Annotated in this window: 23 protein-coding genes and 1 pseudogene; 20 read left to right on the forward strand and 4 right to left on the reverse strand. The window is 57.5% G+C overall.

Going from position 1 to position 24,611, the window contains the following annotated elements; genetic code table 11:
• A pseudogene (locus tag AC19YT_RS24590) lies at nt 1–117 on the forward strand (IS30 family transposase); the annotation flags it as partial.
• A gap of 160 nt (nt 118–277) precedes the next feature.
• On the opposite strand, the gene gyrB reads toward AC19YT_RS24590, so the two are convergent.
• The 4 genes from gyrB to dnaA are packed head-to-tail and all read right to left on the reverse strand — an operon-like array spanning nt 278 to nt 6,483.
• Nucleotides 278–2,695, reverse strand: a complete 2,418-nt coding sequence (gyrB, locus tag AC19YT_RS24595; RefSeq protein WP_095110174.1) for a DNA topoisomerase (ATP-hydrolyzing) subunit B — start codon at nt 2,693–2,695, stop codon at nt 278–280.
• A gap of 4 nt (nt 2,696–2,699) precedes the next feature.
• A complete protein-coding gene (recF, locus tag AC19YT_RS24600) occupies nt 2,700–3,803 on the reverse strand; it encodes a DNA replication/repair protein RecF (protein WP_095110173.1) in 1,104 nt (367 codons plus the stop codon).
• A 20-nt stretch (nt 3,804–3,823) separates the two neighbouring features.
• Nucleotides 3,824–4,927, reverse strand: coding sequence for a DNA polymerase III subunit beta (gene dnaN / locus AC19YT_RS24605; RefSeq protein WP_095110172.1), 1,104 nt, complete (start codon nt 4,925–4,927; stop codon nt 3,824–3,826).
• Between the two features lie 38 nt (nt 4,928–4,965).
• The gene (gene dnaA / locus AC19YT_RS24610) at nt 4,966–6,483 is read right to left on the reverse strand and encodes a chromosomal replication initiator protein DnaA (RefSeq protein WP_095110170.1); all 1,518 of its coding nucleotides are present in this window, start codon (nt 6,481–6,483) and stop codon (nt 4,966–4,968) included.
• Between the two features lie 564 nt (nt 6,484–7,047).
• On the opposite strand from dnaA, the gene rpmH reads away from it, so the two are divergent.
• From rpmH to glmU, 19 genes are all read left to right on the forward strand, one after another.
• Complete coding sequence (rpmH, locus tag AC19YT_RS24615) at nt 7,048–7,182, forward strand: 50S ribosomal protein L34 (protein ID WP_003213577.1); 135 nt, start codon at nt 7,048–7,050, stop codon at nt 7,180–7,182.
• A gap of 16 nt (nt 7,183–7,198) precedes the next feature.
• Entirely contained in the window at nt 7,199–7,600 is a 402-nt protein-coding gene (gene rnpA / locus AC19YT_RS24620; RefSeq protein ID WP_218192064.1) for a ribonuclease P protein component, read from the forward strand.
• On the forward strand, nt 7,593–7,838 hold the full coding sequence (yidD, locus tag AC19YT_RS24625) for a membrane protein insertion efficiency factor YidD (RefSeq protein ID WP_095110167.1): 246 nt from the start codon (nt 7,593–7,595) through the stop codon (nt 7,836–7,838). Before rnpA ends, yidD begins: the two co-directional genes overlap by 8 nt.
• A 2-nt stretch (nt 7,839–7,840) precedes the next feature.
• Entirely contained in the window at nt 7,841–9,523 is a 1,683-nt protein-coding gene (gene yidC / locus AC19YT_RS24630) for a membrane protein insertase YidC (protein WP_095110166.1), read from the forward strand.
• Between the two features lie 79 nt (nt 9,524–9,602).
• Nucleotides 9,603–10,973 (forward strand): tRNA uridine-5-carboxymethylaminomethyl(34) synthesis GTPase MnmE, encoded by a 1,371-nt coding sequence (gene mnmE / locus AC19YT_RS24635; RefSeq protein WP_500611186.1) that lies wholly within the window; start codon nt 9,603–9,605, stop codon nt 10,971–10,973.
• 573 nt (nt 10,974–11,546) lie between these two features.
• Nucleotides 11,547–13,445 (forward strand): tRNA uridine-5-carboxymethylaminomethyl(34) synthesis enzyme MnmG, encoded by a 1,899-nt coding sequence (gene mnmG, locus AC19YT_RS24640; RefSeq protein WP_500599400.1) that lies wholly within the window; start codon nt 11,547–11,549, stop codon nt 13,443–13,445.
• Nucleotides 13,442–14,086, forward strand: coding sequence for a 16S rRNA (guanine(527)-N(7))-methyltransferase RsmG (rsmG, locus tag AC19YT_RS24645; protein WP_095110163.1), 645 nt, complete (start codon nt 13,442–13,444; stop codon nt 14,084–14,086). The genes mnmG and rsmG overlap by 4 nt, the downstream gene beginning before the upstream one ends.
• Before the next feature lie 18 nt (nt 14,087–14,104).
• Nucleotides 14,105–14,902, forward strand: coding sequence for a ParA family protein (locus AC19YT_RS24650; protein ID WP_095110161.1), 798 nt, complete (start codon nt 14,105–14,107; stop codon nt 14,900–14,902).
• A 9-nt stretch (nt 14,903–14,911) separates the two neighbouring features.
• The gene (locus AC19YT_RS24655; protein WP_095110160.1) at nt 14,912–15,784 is read left to right on the forward strand and encodes a ParB/RepB/Spo0J family partition protein; all 873 of its coding nucleotides are present in this window, start codon (nt 14,912–14,914) and stop codon (nt 15,782–15,784) included.
• Between the two features lie 148 nt (nt 15,785–15,932).
• Nucleotides 15,933–16,340, forward strand: coding sequence for a F0F1 ATP synthase subunit I (locus AC19YT_RS24660; RefSeq protein WP_095110158.1), 408 nt, complete (start codon nt 15,933–15,935; stop codon nt 16,338–16,340).
• A 16-nt stretch (nt 16,341–16,356) separates the two neighbouring features.
• Nucleotides 16,357–17,226 (forward strand): F0F1 ATP synthase subunit A, encoded by an 870-nt coding sequence (gene atpB / locus AC19YT_RS24665; protein WP_095110156.1) that lies wholly within the window; start codon nt 16,357–16,359, stop codon nt 17,224–17,226.
• Between the two features lie 133 nt (nt 17,227–17,359).
• Nucleotides 17,360–17,617, forward strand: a complete 258-nt coding sequence (gene atpE / locus AC19YT_RS24670; RefSeq protein ID WP_002555987.1) for a F0F1 ATP synthase subunit C — start codon at nt 17,360–17,362, stop codon at nt 17,615–17,617.
• Nucleotides 17,618–17,674: 57 nt separating this feature from the next.
• The gene (locus tag AC19YT_RS24675) at nt 17,675–18,145 is read left to right on the forward strand and encodes a F0F1 ATP synthase subunit B (protein ID WP_095110154.1); all 471 of its coding nucleotides are present in this window, start codon (nt 17,675–17,677) and stop codon (nt 18,143–18,145) included.
• 12 nt (nt 18,146–18,157) lie between these two features.
• Nucleotides 18,158–18,694 carry a F0F1 ATP synthase subunit delta gene (locus AC19YT_RS24680; RefSeq protein WP_095110152.1) on the forward strand — a complete coding sequence of 179 codons (537 nt, stop codon included), beginning with the start codon at nt 18,158–18,160 and terminating at the stop codon, nt 18,692–18,694.
• 21 nt (nt 18,695–18,715) lie between these two features.
• Nucleotides 18,716–20,260: a F0F1 ATP synthase subunit alpha gene (atpA, locus tag AC19YT_RS24685; RefSeq protein WP_095110151.1), complete on the forward strand. Its 1,545-nt coding sequence runs from the start codon at nt 18,716–18,718 to the stop codon at nt 20,258–20,260.
• A gap of 50 nt (nt 20,261–20,310) precedes the next feature.
• Nucleotides 20,311–21,171 carry a F0F1 ATP synthase subunit gamma gene (gene atpG, locus AC19YT_RS24690; protein WP_095110149.1) on the forward strand — a complete coding sequence of 287 codons (861 nt, stop codon included), beginning with the start codon at nt 20,311–20,313 and terminating at the stop codon, nt 21,169–21,171.
• Nucleotides 21,172–21,198: 27 nt separating this feature from the next.
• Nucleotides 21,199–22,575, forward strand: a complete 1,377-nt coding sequence (atpD, locus tag AC19YT_RS24695) for a F0F1 ATP synthase subunit beta (protein ID WP_095110147.1) — start codon at nt 21,199–21,201, stop codon at nt 22,573–22,575.
• A 44-nt stretch (nt 22,576–22,619) separates the two neighbouring features.
• Nucleotides 22,620–23,045, forward strand: a complete 426-nt coding sequence (locus tag AC19YT_RS24700) for a F0F1 ATP synthase subunit epsilon (RefSeq protein WP_048381559.1) — start codon at nt 22,620–22,622, stop codon at nt 23,043–23,045.
• 115 nt (nt 23,046–23,160) lie between these two features.
• Nucleotides 23,161–24,528 (forward strand): bifunctional UDP-N-acetylglucosamine diphosphorylase/glucosamine-1-phosphate N-acetyltransferase GlmU, encoded by a 1,368-nt coding sequence (gene glmU / locus AC19YT_RS24705; RefSeq protein WP_500599404.1) that lies wholly within the window; start codon nt 23,161–23,163, stop codon nt 24,526–24,528.
• Nucleotides 24,529–24,611 lie beyond the last annotated feature (83 nt).

The raw sequence follows: 24,611 nt of genomic DNA on the forward strand, positions 1-24,611 counted from the left end.
ACCGTCGAAGCCGTCAATCGGACAGTAGCGAGGATCAATCTACGCCCGCGCAAGCGCTTGGGCTGGAAGACGCCGTACGAAGTGCATACAGGGGTGAGCGTTGCACTTATGTGTTGAATTCAGGACTGATAAACGTGACCGAATTGAGGAGACATCCGCGACAAGGATTGCTCCAGCGCACCAAAAAAAAGGCCAACCCGCGAGGGTTGGCCTTTTCCTAGAGCAGCGAAAGCAGCATATTGGGAAATACAGCAGCTTTTCTGGGATCCTACACCGATCAAAAATCCAGGTTAGACACCGCCAAGGCATTGGCCTCGATGAAGTCACGGCGGGGTTCGACCGCATCACCCATGAGGGTGTTGAAGATCTGGTCCGCGCCAATGGCGTCTTCGATGGTGACTTTGAGCATGCGGCGCACGCTTGGGTCCATGGTGGTTTCCCACAGCTGATCCGGGTTCATTTCACCCAGACCTTTGTATCGCTGGATGGTGTGGCGCTTGGTGCTTTCGGCCATCAGCCAGTCGAGGGCTTCCTTGAACTCGGTCACGGCTTTCTTGCGTTCGCCGCGCTGGATGTACGCGCCTTCGTCGAGCAAGGTGCTGAGTTGGGCGCCCAGGGTCACGACGGTTTTGTAGTCGTTGCTGCCGAAGAAGTCGCGGTTGAACGTGATGTAGTTCGACAGGCCGTGGGAGATCAGTTCGACCTCAGGCAGCCAGACGTTACGTTCACGGTCCTCACGCAGGCTGGCTTTGTAGACCAGGCCGGATTTCTCTACCGTGCGCAGGCGCACTTCGTACTGGGCCAGCCAATCCTGCATGGCCGCGTGATCGGACAGTTGCTCCAGGCTGACGGCCGGCAGGTAGATGAAGTGTTCGGTCAACTCCTGCGGGTACAGGCGCGACAGACGCTTGAGGGTCTTCATCACCATGCGGAAGTCGTTGACCAGGCGCTCCAGCGCCTCGCCGGAAATACCGGGCGCTTCGTCGTTCAGGTGCAGGCTCGCGTCTTCCAGGGCCGACTGCGTCATGTACTCTTCCATGGCGTCGTCGTCTTTGATGTATTGCTCTTGCTTGCCTTTCTTCACTTTGTACAGCGGCGGCTGGGCGATGTAGATGTAGCCACGCTCGATCAGTTCCGGCAATTGACGGAAGAAGAAAGTGAGCAGCAGGGTACGGATGTGCGAACCGTCGACGTCAGCATCGGTCATGATGATGATGTTGTGATAACGCAGTTTCTCGATGTTGTACTCTTCGCGGCCGATGCCACAGCCCAGGGCGGTAATCAGCGTGCCGACTTCCTGGGAAGAGATCATCTTGTCGAAACGGGCCTTCTCGACGTTGAGGATCTTGCCTTTGAGGGGCAGGATCGCCTGGGTCTTGCGGTTGCGTCCCTGCTTGGCGGAGCCGCCAGCAGAGTCACCTTCCACCAGGTACAGTTCGGAGAGGGCAGGGTCTTTTTCCTGGCAGTCCGCCAGTTTTCCCGGCAGGCCGGCGATATCCAGCGCACCTTTGCGACGGGTCATCTCACGGGCTTTACGCGCCGCTTCACGGGCCCGCGCCGCATCGATCATCTTGCCGACAACCAATTTCGCTTCGTTGGGGTTTTCCAGCAGGAAGTCGGAGAAATACTTGCCCATCTCTTGTTCGACCGCGGTCTTCACTTCGGAGGACACCAGTTTGTCCTTGGTCTGGGAACTGAACTTAGGGTCCGGCACCTTGACCGAGATAATGGCGGTCAGGCCTTCGCGGGCGTCGTCACCGGTGGTGGCGACTTTGTGCTTCTTCGCCAGGCCTTCGGCTTCGATGTAGGTGTTCAGGTTACGCGTCAGCGCCGAACGGAAGCCCACCAGGTGAGTACCGCCATCGCGCTGCGGAATGTTGTTGGTGAAGCACAGCAGGTTTTCGTTGAAGCTGTCGTTCCACTGCAGAGCGATTTCAACGCCGATGCCGTCTTCGCGCTGGATATTGAAGTGGAACACCTGGTTGACCGGGGTGCGGTTCGTATTCAGGTATTCAACGAATGCGCGCAGGCCACCTTCGTACTTGAACAGTTCTTCCTTGCCGCTGCGCTCATCCTTGAGGACGATGCCGACACCGGAGTTGAGGAAGGACAGTTCACGAATCCGCTTGGCCAGGATGTCCCAGCTGAAGTGGATGTTCTTGAAGGTTTCAGGTGAGGGCTTGAAGTGAATCTGGGTCCCGGTGGTTTCGCTTTCACCGACGATGCGCATCGGCTCTTTTGGCACACCGTGGATATAGGTCTGTTCCCAGATCTTGCCGCTGCGGCGGACGGTGAGGATCAGCTCTTCGGACAGGGCGTTTACCACCGAAACACCCACACCGTGCAACCCGCCGGATACTTTGTAGGAGTTATCGTCGAACTTACCGCCGGCGTGCAGCACCGTCATGATGACTTCGGCTGCGGAAACGCCTTCTTCTTTATGCACGTCTACCGGAATGCCGCGACCGTTGTCGCGTACGGTGATCGATTCATCCGGGTGGATGATGATACTGATGTCGTCGCAATGGCCAGCCAGAGCTTCGTCGATCGAGTTATCGACCACCTCGAACACCATGTGGTGCAGACCGCTACCATCATCGGTGTCCCCAATGTACATACCGGGACGTTTGCGTACGGCATCCAGGCCTTTGAGCACTTTAATGCTCGTCGAGTCGTACGTGTTTTCTTCGCTCATGCCTTCACTCCCGATGGTCGTGGGTCTGGGTGATACGGCCCTGTTCCACGTGGAACAGAGCGACTGGCGTTTCCGTCTGCCAGCCGTCCCTCAATAATTCGTGGTCTACACAAGTAATGAACACCTGGCAGCGTAAGTCTTCCAGCAAACGGCAAAGCGCGCGGCGGTGCTGCTCGTCCAGTTCTGACGGTAAATCATCCACCAGATAAATACATTGGCCGCGCCGGGCCTGGCTGACCAAGTGCCCCTGGGCGATGCGTAGGGCACAGACCACTAACTTCTGCTGGCCGCGGGACAAGATATCCGCAGCGTTATGTGCGCCCAATCGAAGACGCAAATCAGCGCGTTGTGGCCCGGCCTGGGTATGCCCCATTTGCTGGTCCCGGTGAACGGAAGCGGTGAGCACTGCACTTAGCTCTCGCTCTTTGTCCCACCCCCGGTAATAGCTCAACGTCAAACCCTCAAGCTCAACGAGTTCGCTCAAGGTTTGCTCAAAGACTGGTTTCAAGGCTTTGATGTAAGCGCGGCGGTATTCATCAATCTCAGCGCTGGCCTGGCACAGTTCTCTGTCCCAAACCGCTTGCGAAACGGCGTCAAGTGTACCATGCCGCAGCCAAGAGTTTCTCTGGCGCAGGGCCTTCTGCAGCCGCTGCCAGGTGGACATGAAACGTGGTTCCACGTGGAACACACCCCAGTCGAGAAACTGCCGACGAATTTTCGGTGCACCCTCCAGCAAGCGAAAACTGTCAGGGTTGATGAGTTGCAGCGGCAGGATCTCGGCCAACTGAGCGGCGCTGCGGGCGTTCTGCCCATCGATGCGGATCTGGAACTCGCCTTGGCGATCCCGAGAAATACCCAATGCGCTGTGCCCACCTTCTGCCAGTTCAACCTGACCAAACACCGTGCAGGCCGGCTGCTCGTACTGGATGACCGGCAGCAACCGAGTGCTGCGGAACGAGCGGGCAAGCCCCAGCAAATGAATGGCTTCCAGAACACTGGTTTTGCCACTGCCATTAGAGCCAGAGAGGATGTTGATGCGTGGGGAAGGGGAGAAGGTCACCGGGTGCAGATTGCGCACCGCGGTGACCGTGACGCGACTGAGGGACATCTAGCTTCTGCTGAACATGTTTACAGGCGCATCGGCATGACGACGTATGCCGAATCATCGTTGTCGGATTCCTGCACCAGCGCACTGCTGTTGGAGTCGGACAGGATCAGGCGAACCTGCTCAGTGGTCATGACGCCCAGCACGTCCAGCAAATAGCTGACGTTGAAGCCGATTTCCAGCGAGCCACCGTTGTAGTCGACGCCCACTTCTTCTTCCGCTTCTTCCTGTTCCGGGTTATTGGCCTGGATTTTCAACTGACCGTTGGCCAGTTGCAGGCGGATGCCGCGATATTTTTCGTTGGACAGGATCGCGGTACGGCTGAACGCTTCGCGCAATGCCTGGCGGTCGCCCAGTACCAGCTTGTCGCCACCTTTAGGCAACACGCGCTCGTAGTCCGGGAACTTGCCGTCCACCAGTTTGGAGGTGAAGGTGAATTCGCCCGTGGTCGCACGAATATGGTGCTGGCCAAGCACGATGCTGACCTGACCGTCCGGCTCAGTGAGCAGGCGCGCCAGCTCCAGAATACCTTTGCGCGGCACGATCACCTGGTGGCGATCCGGTTGGCCAATATCGGCTTTCATCGAGCACATGGCCAACCGATGGCCGTCGGTGGCCACAGCGCGGATGATCCCTTCGGAAACCTCCAGCAGCATGCCGTTGAGGTAATAACGTACATCCTGCTGGGCCATGGCGAAGCTGGTGCGTTCGATCAAGCGACGCAGCCTGCTTTGCTCCAGGCTGCACGTCAGCGAGCCCGGGCCTTCTTCAACAGTGGGGAAATCGTTAGCCGGCAGGGTGGACAGGGTGAAGCGGCTCCGGCCAGCCTTGACCACCAGTTTCTGCTCATCGACCTTGATGTCGATCAGCGCATCGTTTGGCAGGCTTTTGCAGATGTCCATCAGCTTACGCGCCGGGACGGTGATTTCGCCGGGTTCTGCCGGCTCTTCCAACTGCACACGGCCAACCAGTTCGACTTCCAGGTCGGTACCGGTCAGCGACAGCTGCTGGCCTTCGACGACCAACAGCACGTTAGAGAGCACCGGCAAGGTCTGGCGGCGTTCAACGACGCCTGCGACCAGTTGCAGGGGTTTCAACAGGGCTTCGCGTTGAATGGTGAAATGCATGGTCTAGTCCCTTGCCTTAATAAGCTGCGCTGGTGCCATCAAGTAGTCAGTGTACGCAGCAGGTTCTTGTAGTCCTCGCGGATGTCCGCGTCGGATTCCTTGAGTTCGTTGATCTTGCGGCACGCGTGCAAGACCGTGGTGTGATCGCGGCCGCCGAACACATCGCCAATTTCCGGCAGGCTGTGGTTGGTCAGTTCCTTGGACAGCGCCATGGCCACTTGACGCGGGCGGGCGACAGAACGGGAACGACGCTTGGACAGCAGGTCGGAAATCTTGATCTTGTAGTACTCGGCGACGGTGCGCTGAATGTTATCCACAGACACCAGTTTGTCTTGGAGTGCCAGCAGGTCCTTCAGGGATTCGCGGATCAGCTCGATCGTGATGTCGCGGCCCATGAAGTGGGAGTGAGCGATGACGCGCTTGAGCGCGCCCTCAAGCTCACGCACGTTGGAGCGAATGCGTTGGGCAATGAAGAACGCCGCGTCGTGGGGGAGGTCGACCTTGGCCTGGTCGGCCTTCTTCATCAGAATCGCGACACGGGTTTCCAGCTCTGGAGGTTCGACGGCAACTGTCAGGCCCCAACCGAAGCGCGATTTGAGGCGTTCTTCAAGCCCTTCGATTTCCTTCGGGTAACGATCGCTGGTCAGGATGACCTGCTGGCCACCTTCAAGCAGTGCGTTGAACGTGTGGAAAAACTCTTCCTGGGACCGTTCCTTGCGAGCGAAGAATTGAATGTCATCGATCAACAGGGCATCGACGGAGCGGTAGAAACGCTTGAACTCGTTGATTGCGTTGAGCTGCAACGCCTTGACCATGTCCGCGACGAAGCGCTCCGAGTGCAGGTACACGACCTTGGCATTCGGGTTCTTCTTTAATAGGTGGTTACCCACAGCGTGCATCAAGTGAGTCTTACCCAGGCCCACGCCGCCATACAGGAACAGCGGGTTGTAACCGTGCTTGGGGTTATCCGCCACTTGCCAGGCAGCCGCACGGGCCAATTGGTTCGACTTACCTTCGACGAAGTTCTCGAAGGTGAACGTGCGATTCAAGTAACTGGTGTGCTTGAGGGCACCTTCGACCTGCACGGTGCGCTGCTCGGCACGAACCGGAGCCTGTTGCGAACTGGCACCGGCCATCGGGTCGAAGCTGTCGCGCGAGGGCTCTTCGCTGGCCTCGGCTACCTTATGGGTGGCGCGTTTGGCTGGCGCAGCGGGGGTAGGTGCATTGACAGGTGGTGGGGCGACCGAGGCTTGAGCTTGGGATGCCGCAGCGGCCAGCGGGGCGTTGGGCGCCGCACGAGGTGCTGAGCTGCGTTTGCTGCCTATTAATAAGGAAAGCGCCGGGGCCATACCGTTGCCGTGCTCGTCCAGCAGCTCGAGCACACGGCTCAAGTACTTTTCGTTGACCCAATCGAGAACAAAGCGGTTCGGTGCGTAGACACGCAGCTCGTCGCCATCGGCTTCGACCTGTAGTGGACGGATCCAAGTGTTGAATTGCTGGGCAGGCAGCTCATCACGCAGAAGTTCTACGCACTGCTGCCAAAGTTCCACTGACACGGATATCCCCTAAGTCGAAAGCCGGTGAGGCAAAAACAGCGGCCATTGTAGCGGCCAGACGCACACTTATCCACATGTAGGTTGGCCGCACAGCACGAAGAATCAATGCTTTACCCATAAAAAAGATGACCAACGGTATGTGCATAAGCTCTGTGGATAACCATGGCTAAGCCCGTTGCAAAAGTAGGGGGTAAAGCCAGTGGATAACCGGCCTGTGGATAACCATCGCTTTCGCCCACAGGTTATCCGACAGTACGGCACAGGTAGGGCACCGCTTTCACGCCTAGTTGTCATCCTCTGTACAGCCCGAATTAGAAGGCTTAAATGCTGTTATCCACAGGAGATAGCATCCCTAGCTTTAATAAGCTTTACAGAAAAGCTTTAAATAATTCCTTTCTTATTTCTATATCTACACACCGCCAACTCTCCCTCACGAGGCTGTAGAGATCTAATTAAAGGAAACGTTGGTTGGAAATTGACCTAGGGGCGTGCTTTCTCTAGAATCGCCGGTCTCTTAAAACGGGGGCCATTCCGGCCCGTTGTGGACGAACCAGGTAACACGACATGAAACGTACTTTCCAACCAAGCACCATCAAACGCGCTCGTACCCACGGTTTCCGTGCTCGCATGGCTACCAAGAACGGCCGTGCTGTTCTGTCGCGCCGTCGCGCCAAAGGTCGTGCGCGTCTGGCAGTTTGATAATCCGGTACTGGTGGTGAGTCAGGACTTCAGTCGGGAAAAGCGTCTGCTTACCCCCCGGCATTTCAAGGCAGTCTTTGACTCCCCCACCGGCAAGGTTCCGGGGAAAAATCTCCTGCTCCTTGCACGCAACAACGATCTTGACCACCCACGCCTCGGCCTGGTGATTGGCAAGAAGAGCGTCAAGCTCTCCGTTGAGCGCAATCGCCTCAAACGTCTGATGCGCGAATCGTTTCGCCTTCACCAGGATTCTCTGGTGGGTTGGGACATCGTTATCGTCGCGCGCAAAGGTTTGGGTGACGTAGAAAACCCCGAATTGATTCAGCATTTCGGCAAGCTCTGGAAACGTCTGGCTCGTAACAAGCCAGTACCAGCGGTCAACACCGAAACTGTAGGGGTAGGCGGTCCCGATGCGTAAACTGGCACTCGTTCCGATCCAGTTCTATCGCTATGCCATTAGTCCTCTGATGGCCAACCACTGTCGTTTCTACCCCAGTTGTTCCTGCTACGCGCAAGAAGCCATAGAAAATCATGGCCTTCTGCGTGGTGGCTGGCTGGCCGTTCGTCGTTTAGGCCGCTGTCATCCGTGGAATCCCGGTGGTTACGACCCGGTTCCATCTATCCCTACCTCCCGTTCTTCTTCGATGGCCGAGTAATCATGGATATTAAACGCACGATCCTGATCGTCGCCCTGGCAATCGTGTCCTACGTTATGGTCCTTAACTGGAACCAGGACTATGGCCAGGCTGCCCTGCCGACTCAGAATGTTGCTGCCAACACCCAGACTTCAGGTCTGCCAGACGCACCTGTGGGCAACAATGCAGCGGCCAGTGCCGATGTACCCAGCGCGAATGCCGATACCAGCGCCCCCGCAGAAATGCCGGTTGCCACCAGCAAAGACCTTATCCGCGTTAAAACGGACGTCCTGGAACTTGCAATCGACCCTCAAGGTGGTGATATCGCCCAGCTGATGCTGCCGCTGTACCCACGTCGCCAGGATCACCCGGAGATCCCGTTTCAATTGTTCGATAACGGTGGCGAACGCACTTACCTGGCCCAAAGCGGCCTGACCGGTGTCGATGGCCCGGACGCTCGTCCGACCGGCCGTCCGGTTTATTCGACCGAACAAAAGACTTATCAACTGGCTGATGGCCAGAACCAGCTGAATGTTGACCTGAAGTTCAGCGATGCTGGGGTCAACTACATCAAACGTTTCACCTTCACTCGCGGTCTGTACGACCTGAAAGTGACCTATCTGATCGACAACAGCAGCGAAAAGGCCTGGACCGGCAACCTGTTTGCCCAACTCAAGCGTGACGCCAGCTCCGATCCTTCTTCGACCACAGCTACCGGCACCGCGACCTACCTGGGCGCCGCCCTGTGGACAAGTGCCGAGCCGTACAAAAAAGTGTCGATGAAAGATATCGACAAGGCCACCCTCAAAGAATCGGTCCAGGGTGGTTGGGTTGCCTGGTTGCAGCACTACTTCGTGACGGCCTGGATTCCGGCCAAGAACGACAACAACGTGGTGCAGACTCGCAAAGACAGCCAAGGTAACTACATCATCGGTTTCACCGGCCCTGCTTTGAGCGTGGCGCCGGGTGCCAAGGCTGAAACCAGCGCGACGCTGTATGCCGGTCCGAAAAGCCAGGCGATTCTCAAAGAGTTGTCCCCTGGCCTGGAACTGACCGTCGACTACGGCATCCTGTGGTTCATCGCCCAACCGATTTTCTGGCTGCTGCAACATATCCACAGCCTGGTGGGTAACTGGGGTTGGTCGATCATTTTCCTGACCATGCTGATTAAAGGGATCTTCTTCCCGCTGTCGGCCGCCAGCTACAAATCCATGGCGCGTATGCGTGCAGTGGCGCCAAAACTGGCCGCCCTGAAAGAACAACATGGCGATGACCGGCAGAAAATGTCCCAAGCCATGATGGAGTTGTACAAGAAAGAGAAGATCAACCCGCTGGGTGGATGCTTGCCGATTCTTGTGCAAATGCCGGTTTTCCTCTCGCTGTACTGGGTTCTCCTGGAAAGCGTGGAAATGCGTCAAGCGCCGTTCATGCTGTGGATTACCGACCTGTCGATCAAGGATCCGTTCTTCATCCTGCCGATCATCATGGGCGCCACCATGTTCATCCAGCAGCAGTTGAACCCGACACCGCCGGATCCGATGCAGGCCAAGGTGATGAAAATGATGCCAATCATCTTCACCTTCTTCTTCCTGTGGTTCCCGGCAGGTCTGGTGCTGTACTGGGTTGTGAACAACTGCCTGTCCATCGCCCAACAGTGGTACATCACCCGTAAAGTCGAGGCGGCTACCAAAAAAGCCGACGCATAACTTACGCTGTGGATAACCACTCAAAACGCCCCCTAGTGGGGCGTTTTGCTATCTGCCATTTCTATCGGGACATCGGTTTATGAGCGCTCCTCGTGAAACCATCGCCGCCGTCGCCACCGCCCAGGGCCGTGGCGGAGTCGGTATCGTGCGTATTTCTGGGCCACTGGCAGGCCTAGCGGCCCAAGCCATCAGCGGGCGCGAACTGAAGCCGCGCTTTGCCCACTACGGCCCTTTCCTCAATGCCGAGGGCGATCTGTTGGACGAGGGCATCGCGCTGTACTTCCCGGGGCCGAACTCATTTACCGGCGAAGATGTGCTGGAACTGCAAGGTCATGGCGGCCCCGTGGTTCTGGACATGCTGCTGCGCCGTTGCCTGGAACTGGGCTGTCGCCTGGCCCGGCCCGGGGAGTTCAGTGAGCGAGCCTTTCTCAACGACAAACTGGACCTGGCCCAGGCCGAAGCCATCGCGGACTTGATTGAAGCCAGCTCCGCCCAGGCTGCACGCAATGCCCTTCGTTCTCTACAAGGCGCGTTTTCCCAACGGGTTCATAGCCTGACCGAGCAGTTGATTGCGCTACGGATCTACGTCGAAGCCGCCATCGATTTCCCGGAAGAAGAGATCGACTTCCTCGCCGATGGCCACGTGCTAAGCATGCTGGACGCCGTGCGCGACGAGTTATCCACCGTCCTGCGCGAAGCCGGGCAGGGCGCGTTGCTGCGTGATGGCATGACAGTGGTCATCGCTGGCCGGCCCAACGCCGGCAAATCCAGCCTGCTCAACGCCCTGGCCGGGCGCGAAGCCGCCATCGTGACTGAGATTGCCGGCACCACCCGCGACATCCTGCGCGAACATATCCACATCGATGGCATGCCCCTGCATGTGGTTGATACCGCCGGGCTGCGTGACACCGATGACCAGGTCGAAAAAATTGGCGTGGAACGGGCCTTGAAGGCCATTGGCGAGGCCGATCGGGTGTTGTTGGTGGTCGATGCCACCGCACCTGAAGCCGCAGATCCGTTTGCGCTGTGGCCGGAATTCCTGGAAACCCGCCCCGACCCTGCGAAAGTCACCTTGATTCGCAACAAGGCCGACCTGACCGGCGAGGCCATCGCCATGGAAGTTAGCCACGATGGCCATGTCACCCTTAGCCTGAGTGCCAAGTCCGCAGGTATGGGCCTGGAGCTGCTACGCGAGCACCTCAAGGCCTGCATGGGCTACGAGCAGACCTCGGAAAGTAGCTTTAGCGCCCGTCGGCGCCACCTGGAGGCCCTGCGCCACGCCAGCGCATCCCTTGAGCACGGCCGGGCGCAACTGACCCTGGCGGGAGCAGGGGAGTTGCTGGCAGAGGATCTGCGTCAGGCTCAGCAGTCCTTGGGTGAAATCACCGGCGCTTTTAGCTCGGACGACTTGCTGGGAAGGATCTTTTCCAGCTTCTGTATCGGTAAATAGCCCTCATCTACCCTGCAAATTCCAGCAATGTTGCGTAACTGAGCCGCGGTATTGCTGCAATTGCAGGGCACCGTGCCACCCCCTCCTCCATTTTTTACAGCCTGACGCGCCTGAGGCAGCGTTTGCGTGCCTGCGATTTGTACCCGTTTGCAGCTTTTCTGCGGATTAAGCCCTGTGAATAACTGCCGTTAAGGCCAGTTGATAACAGGGCCTAAAATGTGGAGATAACCTGCCCTGTGGATAATCACCTCTTTAATCCACAGGCTTACACCGGTTATCCAAGGGGCTCTTGGTCACATGACCACAGGGTTTTTAATCTCTGTACATTGCGAATATAAAGGCTTACAGCGATCTATCCACAGAAACACGCCTCAGTATAAATAAACATAAAAACAAAGATTTAATAAATTTCTTTCTTTTTAATTTCTATAACCTCGAGTTTTCCACAGCTGGTTAAATTTTGTGCAAAGGGTTCTTTAGGAGGGGGGAAGTCCCTATACTTGCCGCCTTGGTCCAGAAACCAAGCTCTAAACTATTCCTGATTACCTAACTGAAGCAGGCACGAGGTGCGTGGTGGATTTCCCTTCCCGTTTTGAAGTGATCGTCATCGGCGGCGGTCATGCCGGTACCGAGGCAGCACTGGCATCAGCACGCATGGGGGCAAAAACCCTGTTGCTGACGCACAACGTGGAAACCCTCGGTGCGATGAGTTGCAACCCTGCCATTGGTGGCATTGGCAAAAGCCACCTGGTCAAGGAGATCGACGCCCTCGGCGGCGCGATGGCCATGGCCACCGATAAAGGTGGTATCCAGTTCCGCGTGTTGAACAGCCGCAAAGGCCCAGCCGTGCGGGCTACCCGCGCCCAGGCTGACCGTGTGCTCTACAAGGCTGCGGTGCGTGAAACCCTGGAAAACCAGCCCAACCTGTGGATATTTCAACAAGCCGCCGATGACTTGATCGTCGAGCAGGATCAAGTGCGTGGCGTTGTGACCCAAATGGGCCTGCGCTTCTTTGCCGACGCCGTGGTACTGACCACTGGCACCTTCCTGGGTGGACTTATCCACATCGGTTTGCAGAATTACTCGGGCGGCCGTGCAGGTGATCCGCCCTCCATTGCCCTGGCTCGTCGCCTGCGTGAACTGCCGCTGCGGGTCGGGCGCCTGAAAACCGGGACGCCGCCGCGAATAGACGGGCGCTCCGTGGATTTCTCGGTGATGACCGAACAACCGGGTGATACGCCAATCCCGGTGATGTCGTTCATGGGTTCCAAGGAACAGCATCCCAAACAGGTCAGTTGCTGGATCACCCACACCAACGCACGCACCCACGAAATCATCGCCGCGAACCTCGATCGTTCACCGATGTATTCCGCCGCAGGCGAGATCGAAGGCATCGGCCCGCGTTACTGCCCGTCGATCGAAGACAAGATCCACCGCTTTGCCGACAAGGAAAGCCATCAGGTCTTTATCGAACCCGAAGGCCTGACCACCCATGAGTTGTACCCGAACGGGATATCCACATCCCTGCCGTTCGATGTGCAATTGCAGATCGTGCAATCGATCCGCGGCATGGAAAACGCCCATATCGTCCGTCCTGGCTACGCCATCGAGTACGACTACTTCGACCCGCGGGACCTGAAGTACAGCCTGGAAACCAAAGCTATTGGCGGTTTGTTCTTCGCTGGGCAAATCAACGGCACCACTGGCTACGAAGAGGCCGGCGCCCAAGGTTTGCTCGCCGGGGCGAACGCGGCACTGCGTGCCCAGGGCAAGGACAGTTGGTGCCCGCGCCGTGACGAAGCCTACATCGGCGTATTGGTCGACGACCTGATTACCCTGGGTACCCAGGAACCGTATCGGATGTTCACGTCCCGGGCCGAGTACCGTTTGATCCTGCGTGAGGACAATGCCGACTTACGCCTGACCGAAAAAGGTCGCGAACTGGGCTTGGTGGACGATGTGCGTTGGGCGGCTTTCTGCAAAAAGCGCGAAAGCATCGAACTCGAAGAGCAGCGCCTGAAAAGCACCTGGGTGCGCCCGGGCACCGAGCAGGGCGATGCCATTGCCGAAAAGTTCGGCACGCCGCTGACCCATGAATACAACCTGCTCAATCTCCTAAGCCGGCCGGAAATCGACTACGCGGGTTTGGTCGAGGTGACCGGCCAAGGTGCAGAAGATCCCCAGGTCGCCGAGCAGGTCGAAATCAAGACCAAGTACGCCGGCTACATCGATCGTCAACAGGATGAAATCGCTCGCCTGCGCGCCAGTGAGAACACCAAGTTGCCTGTGGATATCGACTACACCGGCATTTCCGGTCTATCCAAAGAGATCCAGAGCAAGCTCGGCGCCACGCGGCCAGAAACCCTGGGCCAGGCCTCGCGTATTCCCGGCGTTACCCCGGCGGCCATCTCACTGTTGATGATTCATTTGAAAAAACGCGGCGCGGGCCGTCAGTTGGAGCAAAGCGCTTGAGTTCATTGGTCACCTCGCAACATGCCGAAGAGTTATCCACAGGCGCTCGTACCCTTGGCGTCGATCTGACGCCGAATCAGCACGAATTGCTGCTCGGTTATCTGGCGCTGTTGATTAAGTGGAACAAGGCCTACAACCTCACGGCCGTGCGCGATCCCGACGAAATGGTCTCTCGGCATCTGCTCGACAGTTTGAGCGTGATGCCCTTCATCGAAAACGGCCGTTGGCTGGACGTGGGCAGTGGCGGCGGCATGCCGGGAATCCCGTTGGCGATCCTGTTTCCCGACTCGCAAGTGACCTGCCTGGACAGCAACGGCAAGAAAACCCGCTTCCTCACCCAGGTCAAACTCGAGCTGAAACTGGATAACCTGCAAGTTATCCACAGCCGCGTCGAAAGCTACCAGCCTGAGCTGCCATTCAACGGGATCGTCTCCCGGGCGTTCAGCAGCATGGAGAATTTCAGCAACTGGACTCGCCACCTGGGCAACCGCGACACCCGTTGGCTGGCAATGAAGGGCGTTCATCCCGCCGATGAGCTGGTAGCATTGCCGGCAGACTTCCACCTCGATAGCGAACACGCCTTGGCCGTACCTGGTTGCCAAGGCCAACGCCATCTGCTGATACTGCGCCGCACGGCATGATTGGGAACACAAGCAAGAATGGCTAAGGTATTCGCGATAGCGAACCAAAAGGGTGGTGTGGGCAAGACCACCACCTGCATCAACCTCGCAGCATCCCTGGTCGCAACCAAGCGCCGGGTGCTGTTGATCGACCTTGATCCACAGGGCAACGCCACCATGGGTAGCGGTGTGGATAAACATGGCCTGGAGAACTCGGTCTACGACCTGTTGATCGGCGAATGTGACCTGGCCCAGGCCATGCACTTTTCCGAACACGGCGGTTACCAGTTGCTACCTGCCAACCGCGACCTGACCGCAGCCGAAGTCGTTCTGCTGGAAATGCAGATGAAAGAAAGCCGTCTGCGCAGCGCCTTGGCGCCGATTCGAGAGAACTACGACTACATCCTGATCGACTGCCCGCCGTCGTTGTCGATGCTGACGCTCAACGCCTTGGTTGCCGCTGATGGGGTGATTATCCCCATGCAGTGTGAATACTTTGCCCTCGAAGGGCTTAGCGACCTTGTGGATAACATCAAGCGCATCGCTGAATTGCTTAACCCAAACCTCAAGATCGAGGGGTTGCTGCGCACCATGTACGACCCACGTCTGAGTTTGATGAACGACGTTTCAGCGCAGCTCAAGGAACATTTCGGCGATCAGCTGTACGACACCGTCATTCCGCGCAACATCCGCCTCGCCGAAGCCCCTAGCTACGGCATGCCGGCCCTGGCGTACGACAAATCCTCCCGCGGCGCACTGGCCTATCTGGCCCTGGCGGGCGAGATGGTTCGTCGCCAACGTAAAAATTCACGTACTGCCGCTGCTCAGGCAACTTAAGGAATCCCCATGGCCGTCAAGAAACGAGGTCTCGGACGAGGACTGGATGCACTGCTCAGCGGTCCGACCGTGAGCTCCCTGGAGGAGCAAGCGGTACAGGCCGATCAACGTGAGCTACAACACCTGCCGTTGGACCTGATCCAGCGTGGCAAGTACCAGCCACGTCGCGATATGGACCCGCAGGCGCTGGAGGAACTGGCCAATTCGATCAAGGCCCAAGGCGTCATGCAGCCGATCGTGGTGCGCCCTATCGGTGCCGGCCGGTTTGAAATCATCGCCGGCGAACGCCGCTGGCGGGCGAGCCAGCAGGCCGGTCAGGAAACTATCCCGGCGATGGTGCGCGATGTTCCGGATGAGACCGCCATCGCCATGGCGCTGATCGAGAACATCCAGCGTGAAGACCTCAATCCGATCGAAGAAGCGATTGCCCTGCAGCGCTTACAGCAGGAATTTCAGCTGACCCAGCAACAGGTCGCCGAGGCGGTGGGCAAGTCTCGGGTGACGGTGGCCAACTTGTTGCGCCTGATTGCGTTGCCGGAAGTGATTAAAACCATGCTGTCCCACGGCGACCTGGAAATGGGTCATGCCCGCGCATTGCTCGGATTGCCGGAAAATCAACAGGTTGAAGGGGCGCGACACGTTGTCGCACGAGGTCTGACCGTGCGCCAGACCGAAGCCCTCGTTCGCCAGTGGTTGAGTGGCAAACAGGAGGCTGCCGAACCGGTCAAACCCGACCCGGATATCGCGCGCCTGGAACAGCGCCTGGCCGAGCGGCTGGGCTCTGCGGTGCAGATCCGCCACGGTAAGAAGGGAAAAGGGCAACTGGTCATAGGCTACAACTCCCTCGACGAGTTGCAGGGCGTCCTCGCTCACATCCGCTGAAACAATTGCGTATGTAGCGCGCAGTCGGAAATCACTACCTGACAGTTGAATAGGGGCAGAACCGCCCCTATACTCTGCGCGCATTTTGTCGGCACAAATTATGCCAAGTTATTGATTTCCGGCAGCCGACCTCTGGGGAGCAAGAGTGATGGAAACCCGCACGCCAAACCGCTTGCCCTTCCATCGTCTGGCGGTTTTTCCGGTGTTAATGGCCCAATTTGTCGTTTTGCTGATCGCTGCACTGGCGCTCTGGCAATGGCGCGGAGTCGTTGCCGGATACTCAGGACTCTGCGGAGGCCTGATAGCCTTGTTACCTAATGTGTATTTCGCTCACAGGGCATTTCGGTTTTCCGGCGCCCGAGCAGCCCAAGCTATCGTCCGGTCTTTTTATGCCGGTGAAGCGGGCAAACTGATTTTGACGGCAGTGCTCTTTGCATTGACGTTCGCAGGTGTGAAGCCATTGGCGCCGCTAGCTGTATTCGGCGTCTTCGTGCTGACCCAACTGGTCAGCTGGTTCGCTCCCCTGCTGATGAGAACAAGACTTTCGAGACCTTAGGGCGTTTGAGGCAACCATGGCAGAGACAACCGCTTCGGGCTATATCCAGCACCACTTGCAGAACCTGACCTTCGGGCAGCTACCCAATGGCGGCTGGGGCTTTGCTCACACCGCAGCAGAAGCCAAGGAAATGGGCTTCTGGGCTTTCCACGTCGATACCCTCGGCTGGTCGGTCGCATTGGGCCTGGTCTTCGTTCTTCTTTTCCGCATGGCGGCAAAGAAAGCGACTTCCGGTCAACCTGGTGCTTTGCAGAACTTCGTTGAAGTATTGGTCGAATTCGTCGATGGCAGCGTGAAAGACAGCTTCCATGGCCGTAGCCCGGTGATTGCACCATTGGCACTGACCATCTTCGTCTGGGTGTTCCTGATGAACGCCGTTGACCTGATCCCGGTAGATTGGATTCCTCAGGTGGCTATGTGGATCTCCGGTGATCCGCACATTCCATTCCGCGCCGTATCGACCACTGACCCGAACGCTACCCTGGGCATGGCTCTGTCGGTGTTCGCGCTGATTATTTTCTACAGCATCAAGGTAAAGGGCATCGGCGGCTTCATCGGCGAACTGACCCTGCACCCCTTCGGCAGCAAGAACGTCTTCGTTCAAGCCCTGCTGATCCCGGTGAACTTCCTGTTGGAATTCGTCACCCTGATCGCCAAGCCGATCTCCCTGGCACTGCGTCTGTTCGGCAACATGTACGCCGGCGAGTTGGTCTTCATTCTGATTGCTGTGATGTTCGGCAGCGGTCTGCTCTGGCTTAGCGGCCTGGGTGTAGTTCTGCAGTGGGCGTGGGCAGTGTTCCACATCCTGATTATCACCCTGCAGGCGTTTATCTTCATGATGCTGACCATCGTCTACCTGTCGATGGCGCACGAAGAGAACCATTAAGGCCAGCCTAGGCTAGTCTGATGTCCCTCCCGGTCAAACGGGAGGGGGCCCGTCACGGGCTCGATGAAACGATTTGTTTTACCGCTTTAATCTAAAAAACCTAAACCATACGACGTAAAAGTCGGGAGGAAAGATGGAAACTGTAGTTGGTCTAACCGCTATCGCTGTTGCACTGTTGATCGGCCTGGGCGCACTGGGTACCGCAATTGGTTTCGGCCTGTTGGGCGGCAAGTTCCTGGAAGGCGCAGCGCGTCAGCCAGAAATGGTTCCAATGCTGCAAGTTAAAATGTTCATCGTGGCTGGCTTGCTCGACGCCGTGACCATGATCGGTGTTGGTATCGCTCTGTTCTTCACCTTCGCGAACCCCTTCGTTGGTCAACTCGCTGGCTAATCACTCGAATCTTCGAGTTGATTAGAGTGATGTGCAACGAACGAGCGAGGTGTTGGCGTGAACATTAATGCAACCCTGATTGGCCAGTCCGTTGCGTTCTTAATCTTTGTACTTTTTTGCATGAAGTTCGTTTGGCCTCCGGTCATTGCGGCTTTGCACGAACGTCAGAAGAAGATCGCGGATGGACTGGACGCTGCCAGCCGAGCAGCTCGTGACCTGGAGTTGGCCCAAGATAAAGCGGGTCAGCAACTGCGCGAAGCGAAAGCTCAGGCAGCTGAAATCATTGAGCAAGCCAAGAAACGCGGTACTCAGATCGTCGACGAAGCCCGAGATCAGGCTCGCGTCGAAGCTGAACGTGTGAAGGCACAGGCTCAGGCCGAGATCGAACAGGAACTGAACGGTGTCAAAGACGCTCTGCGCGCCCAATTGGGCAGCCTGGCAGTCAACGGCGCAGAGAAGATCCTGGGTGCCACAATCGATCAAAACGCGCACGCGGAGCTGGTTAATAAACTGGCTGCTGAAATTTAAGCGAGGGCGATCATGGCAGAATTGACCACGTTGGCCCGACCTTACGCTAAGGCAGCCTTCGAGCACGCCCAGGCCCACCAGCAGCTGGCCTCTTGGTCAGCCATGCTCGGCCTGGCTGCAGCAGTGTCGCAAGACGACACGATGCGGCGCGTGCTCAAGGCCCCGCGACTGACGAGCGCAGATAAGGCCGCCACGTTCATTGACGTGTGCGGCGACAAGTTTGATGTAAAAGTGCAGAACTTCATCCACGTCGTTGCCGAAAACGACCGTCTCCCGCTTTTGCCGGAGATTGCCGCTCTGTTCGACCTGTACAAGGCCGAGCGTGAGAAGTCGGTAGACGTTGAAGTGACCAGTGCTTTTGCATTGAGCCAAGAACAGCAAGACAAACTCGCCAAGGTTCTCAGTGCACGACTCGACCGGGAAGTGCGCCTGCAAGTTGCGGAGGACGCTGCCTTGATTGGTGGTGTCGTGATCCGCGCCGGCGACCTGGTTATCGATGGCTCGATTCGCGGCAAAATCGCGAAACTTGCCGAAGCATTGAAATCTTGAGTTTGAAGGGGCAGCAGAGCAATGCAGCAACTCAATCCTTCCGAAATAAGTGAAATCATCAAGGGCCGCATCGACAAGCTCGATGTGACCTCCCAAGCCCGTAACGAAGGCACTGTCGTCAGCGTATCTGACGGCATCGTGCGGATTCACGGTCTGGCCGACGTAATGTACGGCGAGATGATCGAGTTTCCGGGCGGCGTCTACGGTATGGCCCTCAACCTGGAGCAAGACTCCGTAGGTGCCGTTGTATTGGGCGCATACACCAGTCTGGCTGAAGGCATGAGCGCCAAGTGCACCGGCCGCATCCTCGAAGTTCCGGTGGGTAAGGAACTGCTGGGTCGCGTAGTCGACGCACTGGGTAACCCAGTTGACGGCAAAGGTCCGCTGAACAACACCGAGACCGACGCGGTCGAGAAAGTTGCTCCAGGCGTGATCTGGCGTAAGTCGGTAGACCAGCCTGTACAGACTGGCTACAAGGCTGTCGATGCCATGATCCCAGTCGGCCGTGGTCAGCGTGAGCTGATTATCGGTGACCGTCAGATCGGTAAAACCGCTCTGGCGATCGACGCGATCATCAACCAGAAGAACAGCGGTATCTTCTGCGTCTACGTTGCCATTGGTCAGAAGCAATCGACCATCGCCAACGTGGTGCGCAAGCTGGAAGAAAACGGCGCCCTGGCCAACACGATTATCGTGGCTGCCAGTGCTTCGGAATCTCCTGCACTGCAATTCCTGGCACCGTACTCCGGTTGCACCATGGGTGAATTCTTCCGCGACCGCGGTGAAGACGCGCTGATCGTTTATGACGATCTGTCCAAGCAAGCAGTGGCTTATCGCCAGATTTCCCTGCTGCTGCGCCGTCCACCAGGCCGTGAAGCTTACCCAGGCGACGTGTTCTATCTCCACTCCCGTCTGCTGGAGCGCGCATCCCGCGTTTCGGAAGAGTACGTAGAGAAGTTCACCAACGGCGCAGTGACCGGCAAAACCGGTTCCCTGACCGCACTGCCGATCATCGAAACCCAGGCTGGCGACGTTTCCGCGTTCGTTCCGACCAACGTGATTTCCATCACCGACGGTCAGATCTTCCTGGAATCGGCCATGTTCAACTCCGGCATCCGTCCGGCTGTGAACGCCGGTGTTTCGGTATCCCGTGTGGGTGGTGCCGCTCAGACCAAGATCATCAAGAAGCTATCCGGTGGTATCCGTACCGCTCTGGCTCAGTACCGTGAACTGGCGGCATTCGCCCAGTTCGCTTCTGACCTGGACGAAGCGACCCGTAAGCAACTTGAGCATGGTCAGCGCGTTACCGAGCTGATGAAGCAGAAGCAATATGCGCCAATGTCGATTGCCGACATGTCGCTGTCGCTGTATGCCGCTGAGCGTGGGTTCCTGACTGACGTCGAAATCACCAAGGTCGGCAGCTTTGAACAAGCGCTGATTGCTTACTTCAACCGCGATCACGCCGATTTGATGGCCAAGATCAACGTGAAGGGTGACTTCAATGACGAAATCGACGCTGGCCTCAAGGCTGGTATCGAGAAGTTCAAGGCCACCCAAACCTGGTAAGCCGCAGCGGGAGCCGCAAGGCTCCCGCTTGCTAACCTGATAGGTGTTACATGGCAGGCGCAAAAGAGATTCGCAGTAAGATTGCGAGCATCAAAAGCACGCAAAAAATTACCAGCGCCATGGAAAAAGTGGCGGTCAGCAAAATGCGCAAGGCACAAATGCGCATGGCTGCTAGCCGTCCTTATGCGGAGCGTATCCGCCAGGTAATTGGGCATCTGGCCAACGCCAACCCGGAATATCGCCACCCGTTCATGATTGATCGCGAAGTTAAGCGTGTCGGTTATGTCGTCGTGAGCAGTGACCGTGGTTTGTGTGGTGGTCTGAATACCAACCTGTTCAAGGCCCTGGTCAAGGACATGGCGGTAAACCGCGAAAACGGCGTCGAGATCGATCTGTGCGTGGTCGGTAGCAAGGGTGCGGCCTTTTTCCGTAACTTCGGCGGTAACGTCGTAGCAGCTATCAGCCATCTGGGTGAAGAACCGTCGATCAATGACTTGATCGGTAGCGTCAAGGTGATGCTGGATGCATACCTGGAAGGCCGGATTGACCGCCTGTCCGTGGTATCCAACAAGTTCATCAACACCATGACGCAACAGCCTACCGTGGAGCAGTTGATTCCATTGGTGGCGACCCCGGAAAAAGAACTCAAGCACCACTGGGACTACCTCTACGAACCAGACGCCAAAGAGCTGCTTGACGGCTTGATGGTGCGTTACGTGGAGTCGCAGGTGTACCAGGCGGTGGTCGAGAACAACGCAGCTGAACAAGCGGCGCGGATGATCGCAATGAAGAACGCTACCGACAACGCCGGTGATTTGATCAGCGATTTGCAGCTGATCTACAACAAGGCGCGTCAGGCTGCGATCACCCAAGAGATCTCGGAAATCGTCGGCGGCGCTGCCGCGGTTTAACGGTTCAAATATTCAGAGGATCCAGCTATGAGTAGCGGACGTATCGTTCAAATCATCGGCGCCGTTATCGACGTGGAATTTCCACGCGACAGCGTACCGAGCATCTACAACGCGCTGAAAGTTCAAGGCGCGGAAACCACTCTGGAAGTTCAGCAGCAGCTGGGCGACGGCGTGGTTCGTACCATTGCGATGGGTTCCACCGAAGGCTTGAAGCGCGGTCTGGACGTTGTCGACACTGGCGCTGCCATCTCCGTACCGGTCGGTAAAGCGACCCTGGGCCGGATCATGGACGTTCTGGGCAACCCGATCGACGAAGCCGGTCCGATTGCCACCGAAGAGCGCTGGGGCATTCACCGTCCTGCGCCATCCTTCGCTGAACAAGCGGGCGGCAACGACCTGCTGGAAACCGGCATCAAGGTTATCGACCTGGTTTGCCCGTTCGCCAAGGGCGGTAAAGTCGGTCTGTTCGGTGGTGCCGGTGTAGGCAAGACCGTGAACATGATGGAACTGATCCGTAACATCGCCATCGAGCACAGCGGTTATTCCGTGTTCGCCGGTGTGGGTGAGCGTACTCGTGAGGGTAACGACTTCTACCACGAGATGAAGGACTCCAACGTTCTGGACAAAGTGGCACTGGTTTACGGTCAGATGAACGAGCCGCCGGGCAACCGTCTGCGCGTAGCACTGACCGGCCTGACCATGGCCGAGAAGTTCCGTGACGAAGGTAACGACGTTCTGCTGTTCGTCGACAACATCTACCGTTACACCCTGGCCGGTACTGAAGTATCCGCACTGCTGGGCCGTATGCCTTCGGCAGTAGGCTACCAGCCGACCCTGGCTGAAGAGATGGGCGTTCTGCAAGAACGTATCACTTCGACCAAGGAAGGCTCGATCACTTCGATCCAAGCGGTATACGTACCTGCGGATGACTTGACCGACCCGTCGCCTGCGACCACCTTCGCCCACTTGGACGCCACCGTCGTACTGTCCCGTGACATCGCTTCCCTGGGTATCTACCCAGCGGTCGATCCACTGGACTCGACTTCGCGCCAGTTGGACCCGAACGTGATCGGCCAGGACCACTACGACACCGCTCGCGGCGTCCAGTACGTTCTGCAGCGCTACAAAGAACTGAAGGACATCATTGCGATCCTGGGTATGGACGAGCTGTCGGAAACCGACAAGCAGTTGGTATCCCGCGCTCGTAAGATCCAGCGCTTCTTGTCGCAGCCGTTCTTCGTGGCTGAAGTCTTCACCGGTGCTTCGGGTAAATACGTTTCCCTGAAGGACACCATTGCTGGCTTCAAAGGCATCCTCAACGGTGACTACGACCACCTGCCAGAACAAGCGTTCTACATGGTCGGCGGCATCGAAGAAGCGATCGAGAAAGCCAAGAAACTGTAATCCCGGCGCCCGGCAACGGGCGCTAATCAGGTTGAGGCAAGCAGATGGCTATGACAGTCCATTGCGATATCGTCAGCGCGGAAGGAGAAATCTTTTCCGGTCTGGTCGAGATGGTGATTGCGCACGGCAGCCTGGGTGATCTTGGTATCGCCCTGGGCCACGCTCCGCTAATCACTGAACTCAAACCAGGTCCGATCCGCCTGATTAAACAGGGTGGGGAAGCCGAGGTGTTTTACATCTCCGGCGGTTACCTCGAGGTTCAGCCGAACATGGTCAAGGTTCTTGCCGACACCGTGCAACGTGCTGCCGACCTGGATGAAGCCTCCGCTCAGGAAGCCGTCAAGGCTGCCGAGAAGGCCCTGAACGAAAAAGGCGCAGATTTCGACTACGGTTCTGCTGCTGCACGTCTGGCCGAGGCCGCAGCTCAGCTGCGTACCGTCCAGCAGATCCGCAAGAAGTTCGGCGGCTAAATCGTCAGGCTTGTTGTGTGATTGATTAAAAAGGGTAGCCTCGGCTACCCTTTTTTCTTTTCTGACTTTCACTATTTGGTCGCAGCCGCTGACCACCCAGGATTGGTAGCCAGTCATGTCTCTTGAAATCGTTATTCTCGCCGCCGGCCAGGGCACACGCATGCGTTCGGCATTGCCCAAGGTGCTGCACCCGATCGCGGGAAACTCCATGCTGGGGCATGTTATCCACAGCGCACGGCAACTCGATCCACAGCGCATTCATGTGGTGATCGGCCACGGCGCCGAGCAGGTTCGCGAGCGTTTGGCTGCCGATGACCTGAATTTCGTTCTCCAGGACAAACAATTGGGCACCGGCCACGCGACTGCCCAGGCTGTGCCGTTCATCACCTCCGACACCGTGCTGATCCTCTATGGCGACGTTCCGTTGATCGAAGCCGAGACCTTGCAACGCCTGCTCAAACACGTCGTACCGGGGCAAATCGGCCTGCTGACCGTCGAGTTGGGCGACCCTACCGGTTACGGGCGCATCGTGCGTGACGGCGAGGGCAAGGTCACCGCGATTGTCGAGCACAAAGATGCCACGCAGGCCCAGCGTGCTATTACCGAGGGAAACACCGGTATTCTCGCTGTGCCAGCCGCTCACCTGAGCGACTGGATGAGCCGCTTGTCGAACAACAACGTCCAGGGCGAGTACTACCTCACCGACGTGATCGAAATGGCGGTCAACGACGGCTTGCAGGTGGCCACCGAACAACCCCACGACGCGATGGAAGTCCAAGGCGCCAATGATCGCAAGCAATTGGCAGAGCTTGAGCGCCACTATCAATTGCGCCAAGCCCTTCGCCTGATGGCACAAGGCGTAACCCTGCGCGACCCGGCTCGCTTTGATGTGCGCGGCGAGGTCAGTGTCGGGCGCGATGTGCTGATTGATATCAACGTCATCCTCGAAGGCCGTGTGGTGATCGAAGATGACGTGGTCATCGGCCCTAACTGCGTTATCAAAGACAGCACCCTGCGCAAAGGTGTCGTCATCAAGGCCAACAGCCACCTTGATGGTGCGGTGATGGGCGAGGGTAGCGACGCCGGCCCGTTCGCCCGTTTGCGCCCCGGCACCGTGCTCGAAGCGCGGGCCCATGTGGGTAACTTTGTCGAGTTGAAGAATGCCTATTTGGGCGAGGGCGCCAAGGCCGGTCACCTGACCTACCTGGGCGACGCCCAGATCGGCGCGCGTACTAACGTCGGCGCAGGCACCATCACTTGCAACTACGACGGCGTAAACAAGTGGAAAACCGTTATCGGTGAAGACGTCTTCATCGGTTCCAACAACTCGTTGGTAGCACCCGTCACCCTTGGCGATGGTGCCAGCACCGCGGCCGGTTCCACCATCAACCAGAATGTGGATAAGTCTCAACTGGCGGTTGCCCGTTCCCGCCAGCGCAATATCGATGGCTGGAAACGCCCGGTCAAGATCAAGAAAGACTGAGTTATCCACAGCCCTAGTACGCAATACCACTAATGTGGGAGCAGAGGAGCTGCTCCTACGTTAGTTTCCGCCCCTCAGAAAAC

It is taken from the genome of Pseudomonas sp. MF08875 (assembly GCF_059862525.1).

What these genes read in the sequence shown, in the direction of transcription:
- mnmE (WP_500611186.1), top strand. Translation starts at nt 9,603, where the DNA reads ATGAGCGCTCCTCGTGAAACCATCGCCGCCGTCGCCACCGCCCAGGGC.
- atpB (WP_095110156.1), top strand. Translation starts at nt 16,357, where the DNA reads ATGGCAGAGACAACCGCTTCGGGCTATATCCAGCACCACTTGCAGAAC.
- atpA (WP_095110151.1), top strand. Translation starts at nt 18,716, where the DNA reads ATGCAGCAACTCAATCCTTCCGAAATAAGTGAAATCATCAAGGGCCGC.
- atpE (WP_002555987.1), top strand. Translation starts at nt 17,360, where the DNA reads ATGGAAACTGTAGTTGGTCTAACCGCTATCGCTGTTGCACTGTTGATC.
- AC19YT_RS24700 (WP_048381559.1), top strand. Translation starts at nt 22,620, where the DNA reads ATGGCTATGACAGTCCATTGCGATATCGTCAGCGCGGAAGGAGAAATC.
- dnaN (WP_095110172.1), bottom strand. Translation starts at nt 4,927, where the DNA reads ATGCATTTCACCATTCAACGCGAAGCCCTGTTGAAACCCCTGCAACTG.
- recF (WP_095110173.1), bottom strand. Translation starts at nt 3,803, where the DNA reads ATGTCCCTCAGTCGCGTCACGGTCACCGCGGTGCGCAATCTGCACCCG.
- AC19YT_RS24650 (WP_095110161.1), top strand. Translation starts at nt 14,105, where the DNA reads ATGGCTAAGGTATTCGCGATAGCGAACCAAAAGGGTGGTGTGGGCAAG.
- glmU (WP_500599404.1), top strand. Translation starts at nt 23,161, where the DNA reads ATGTCTCTTGAAATCGTTATTCTCGCCGCCGGCCAGGGCACACGCATG.
- AC19YT_RS24655 (WP_095110160.1), top strand. Translation starts at nt 14,912, where the DNA reads ATGGCCGTCAAGAAACGAGGTCTCGGACGAGGACTGGATGCACTGCTC.
- AC19YT_RS24660 (WP_095110158.1), top strand. Translation starts at nt 15,933, where the DNA reads ATGGAAACCCGCACGCCAAACCGCTTGCCCTTCCATCGTCTGGCGGTT.
- AC19YT_RS24680 (WP_095110152.1), top strand. Translation starts at nt 18,158, where the DNA reads ATGGCAGAATTGACCACGTTGGCCCGACCTTACGCTAAGGCAGCCTTC.
- rpmH (WP_003213577.1), top strand. Translation starts at nt 7,048, where the DNA reads ATGAAACGTACTTTCCAACCAAGCACCATCAAACGCGCTCGTACCCAC.
- yidD (WP_095110167.1), top strand. Translation starts at nt 7,593, where the DNA reads ATGCGTAAACTGGCACTCGTTCCGATCCAGTTCTATCGCTATGCCATT.
- gyrB (WP_095110174.1), bottom strand. Translation starts at nt 2,695, where the DNA reads ATGAGCGAAGAAAACACGTACGACTCGACGAGCATTAAAGTGCTCAAA.
- atpD (WP_095110147.1), top strand. Translation starts at nt 21,199, where the DNA reads ATGAGTAGCGGACGTATCGTTCAAATCATCGGCGCCGTTATCGACGTG.
- atpG (WP_095110149.1), top strand. Translation starts at nt 20,311, where the DNA reads ATGGCAGGCGCAAAAGAGATTCGCAGTAAGATTGCGAGCATCAAAAGC.
- yidC (WP_095110166.1), top strand. Translation starts at nt 7,841, where the DNA reads ATGGATATTAAACGCACGATCCTGATCGTCGCCCTGGCAATCGTGTCC.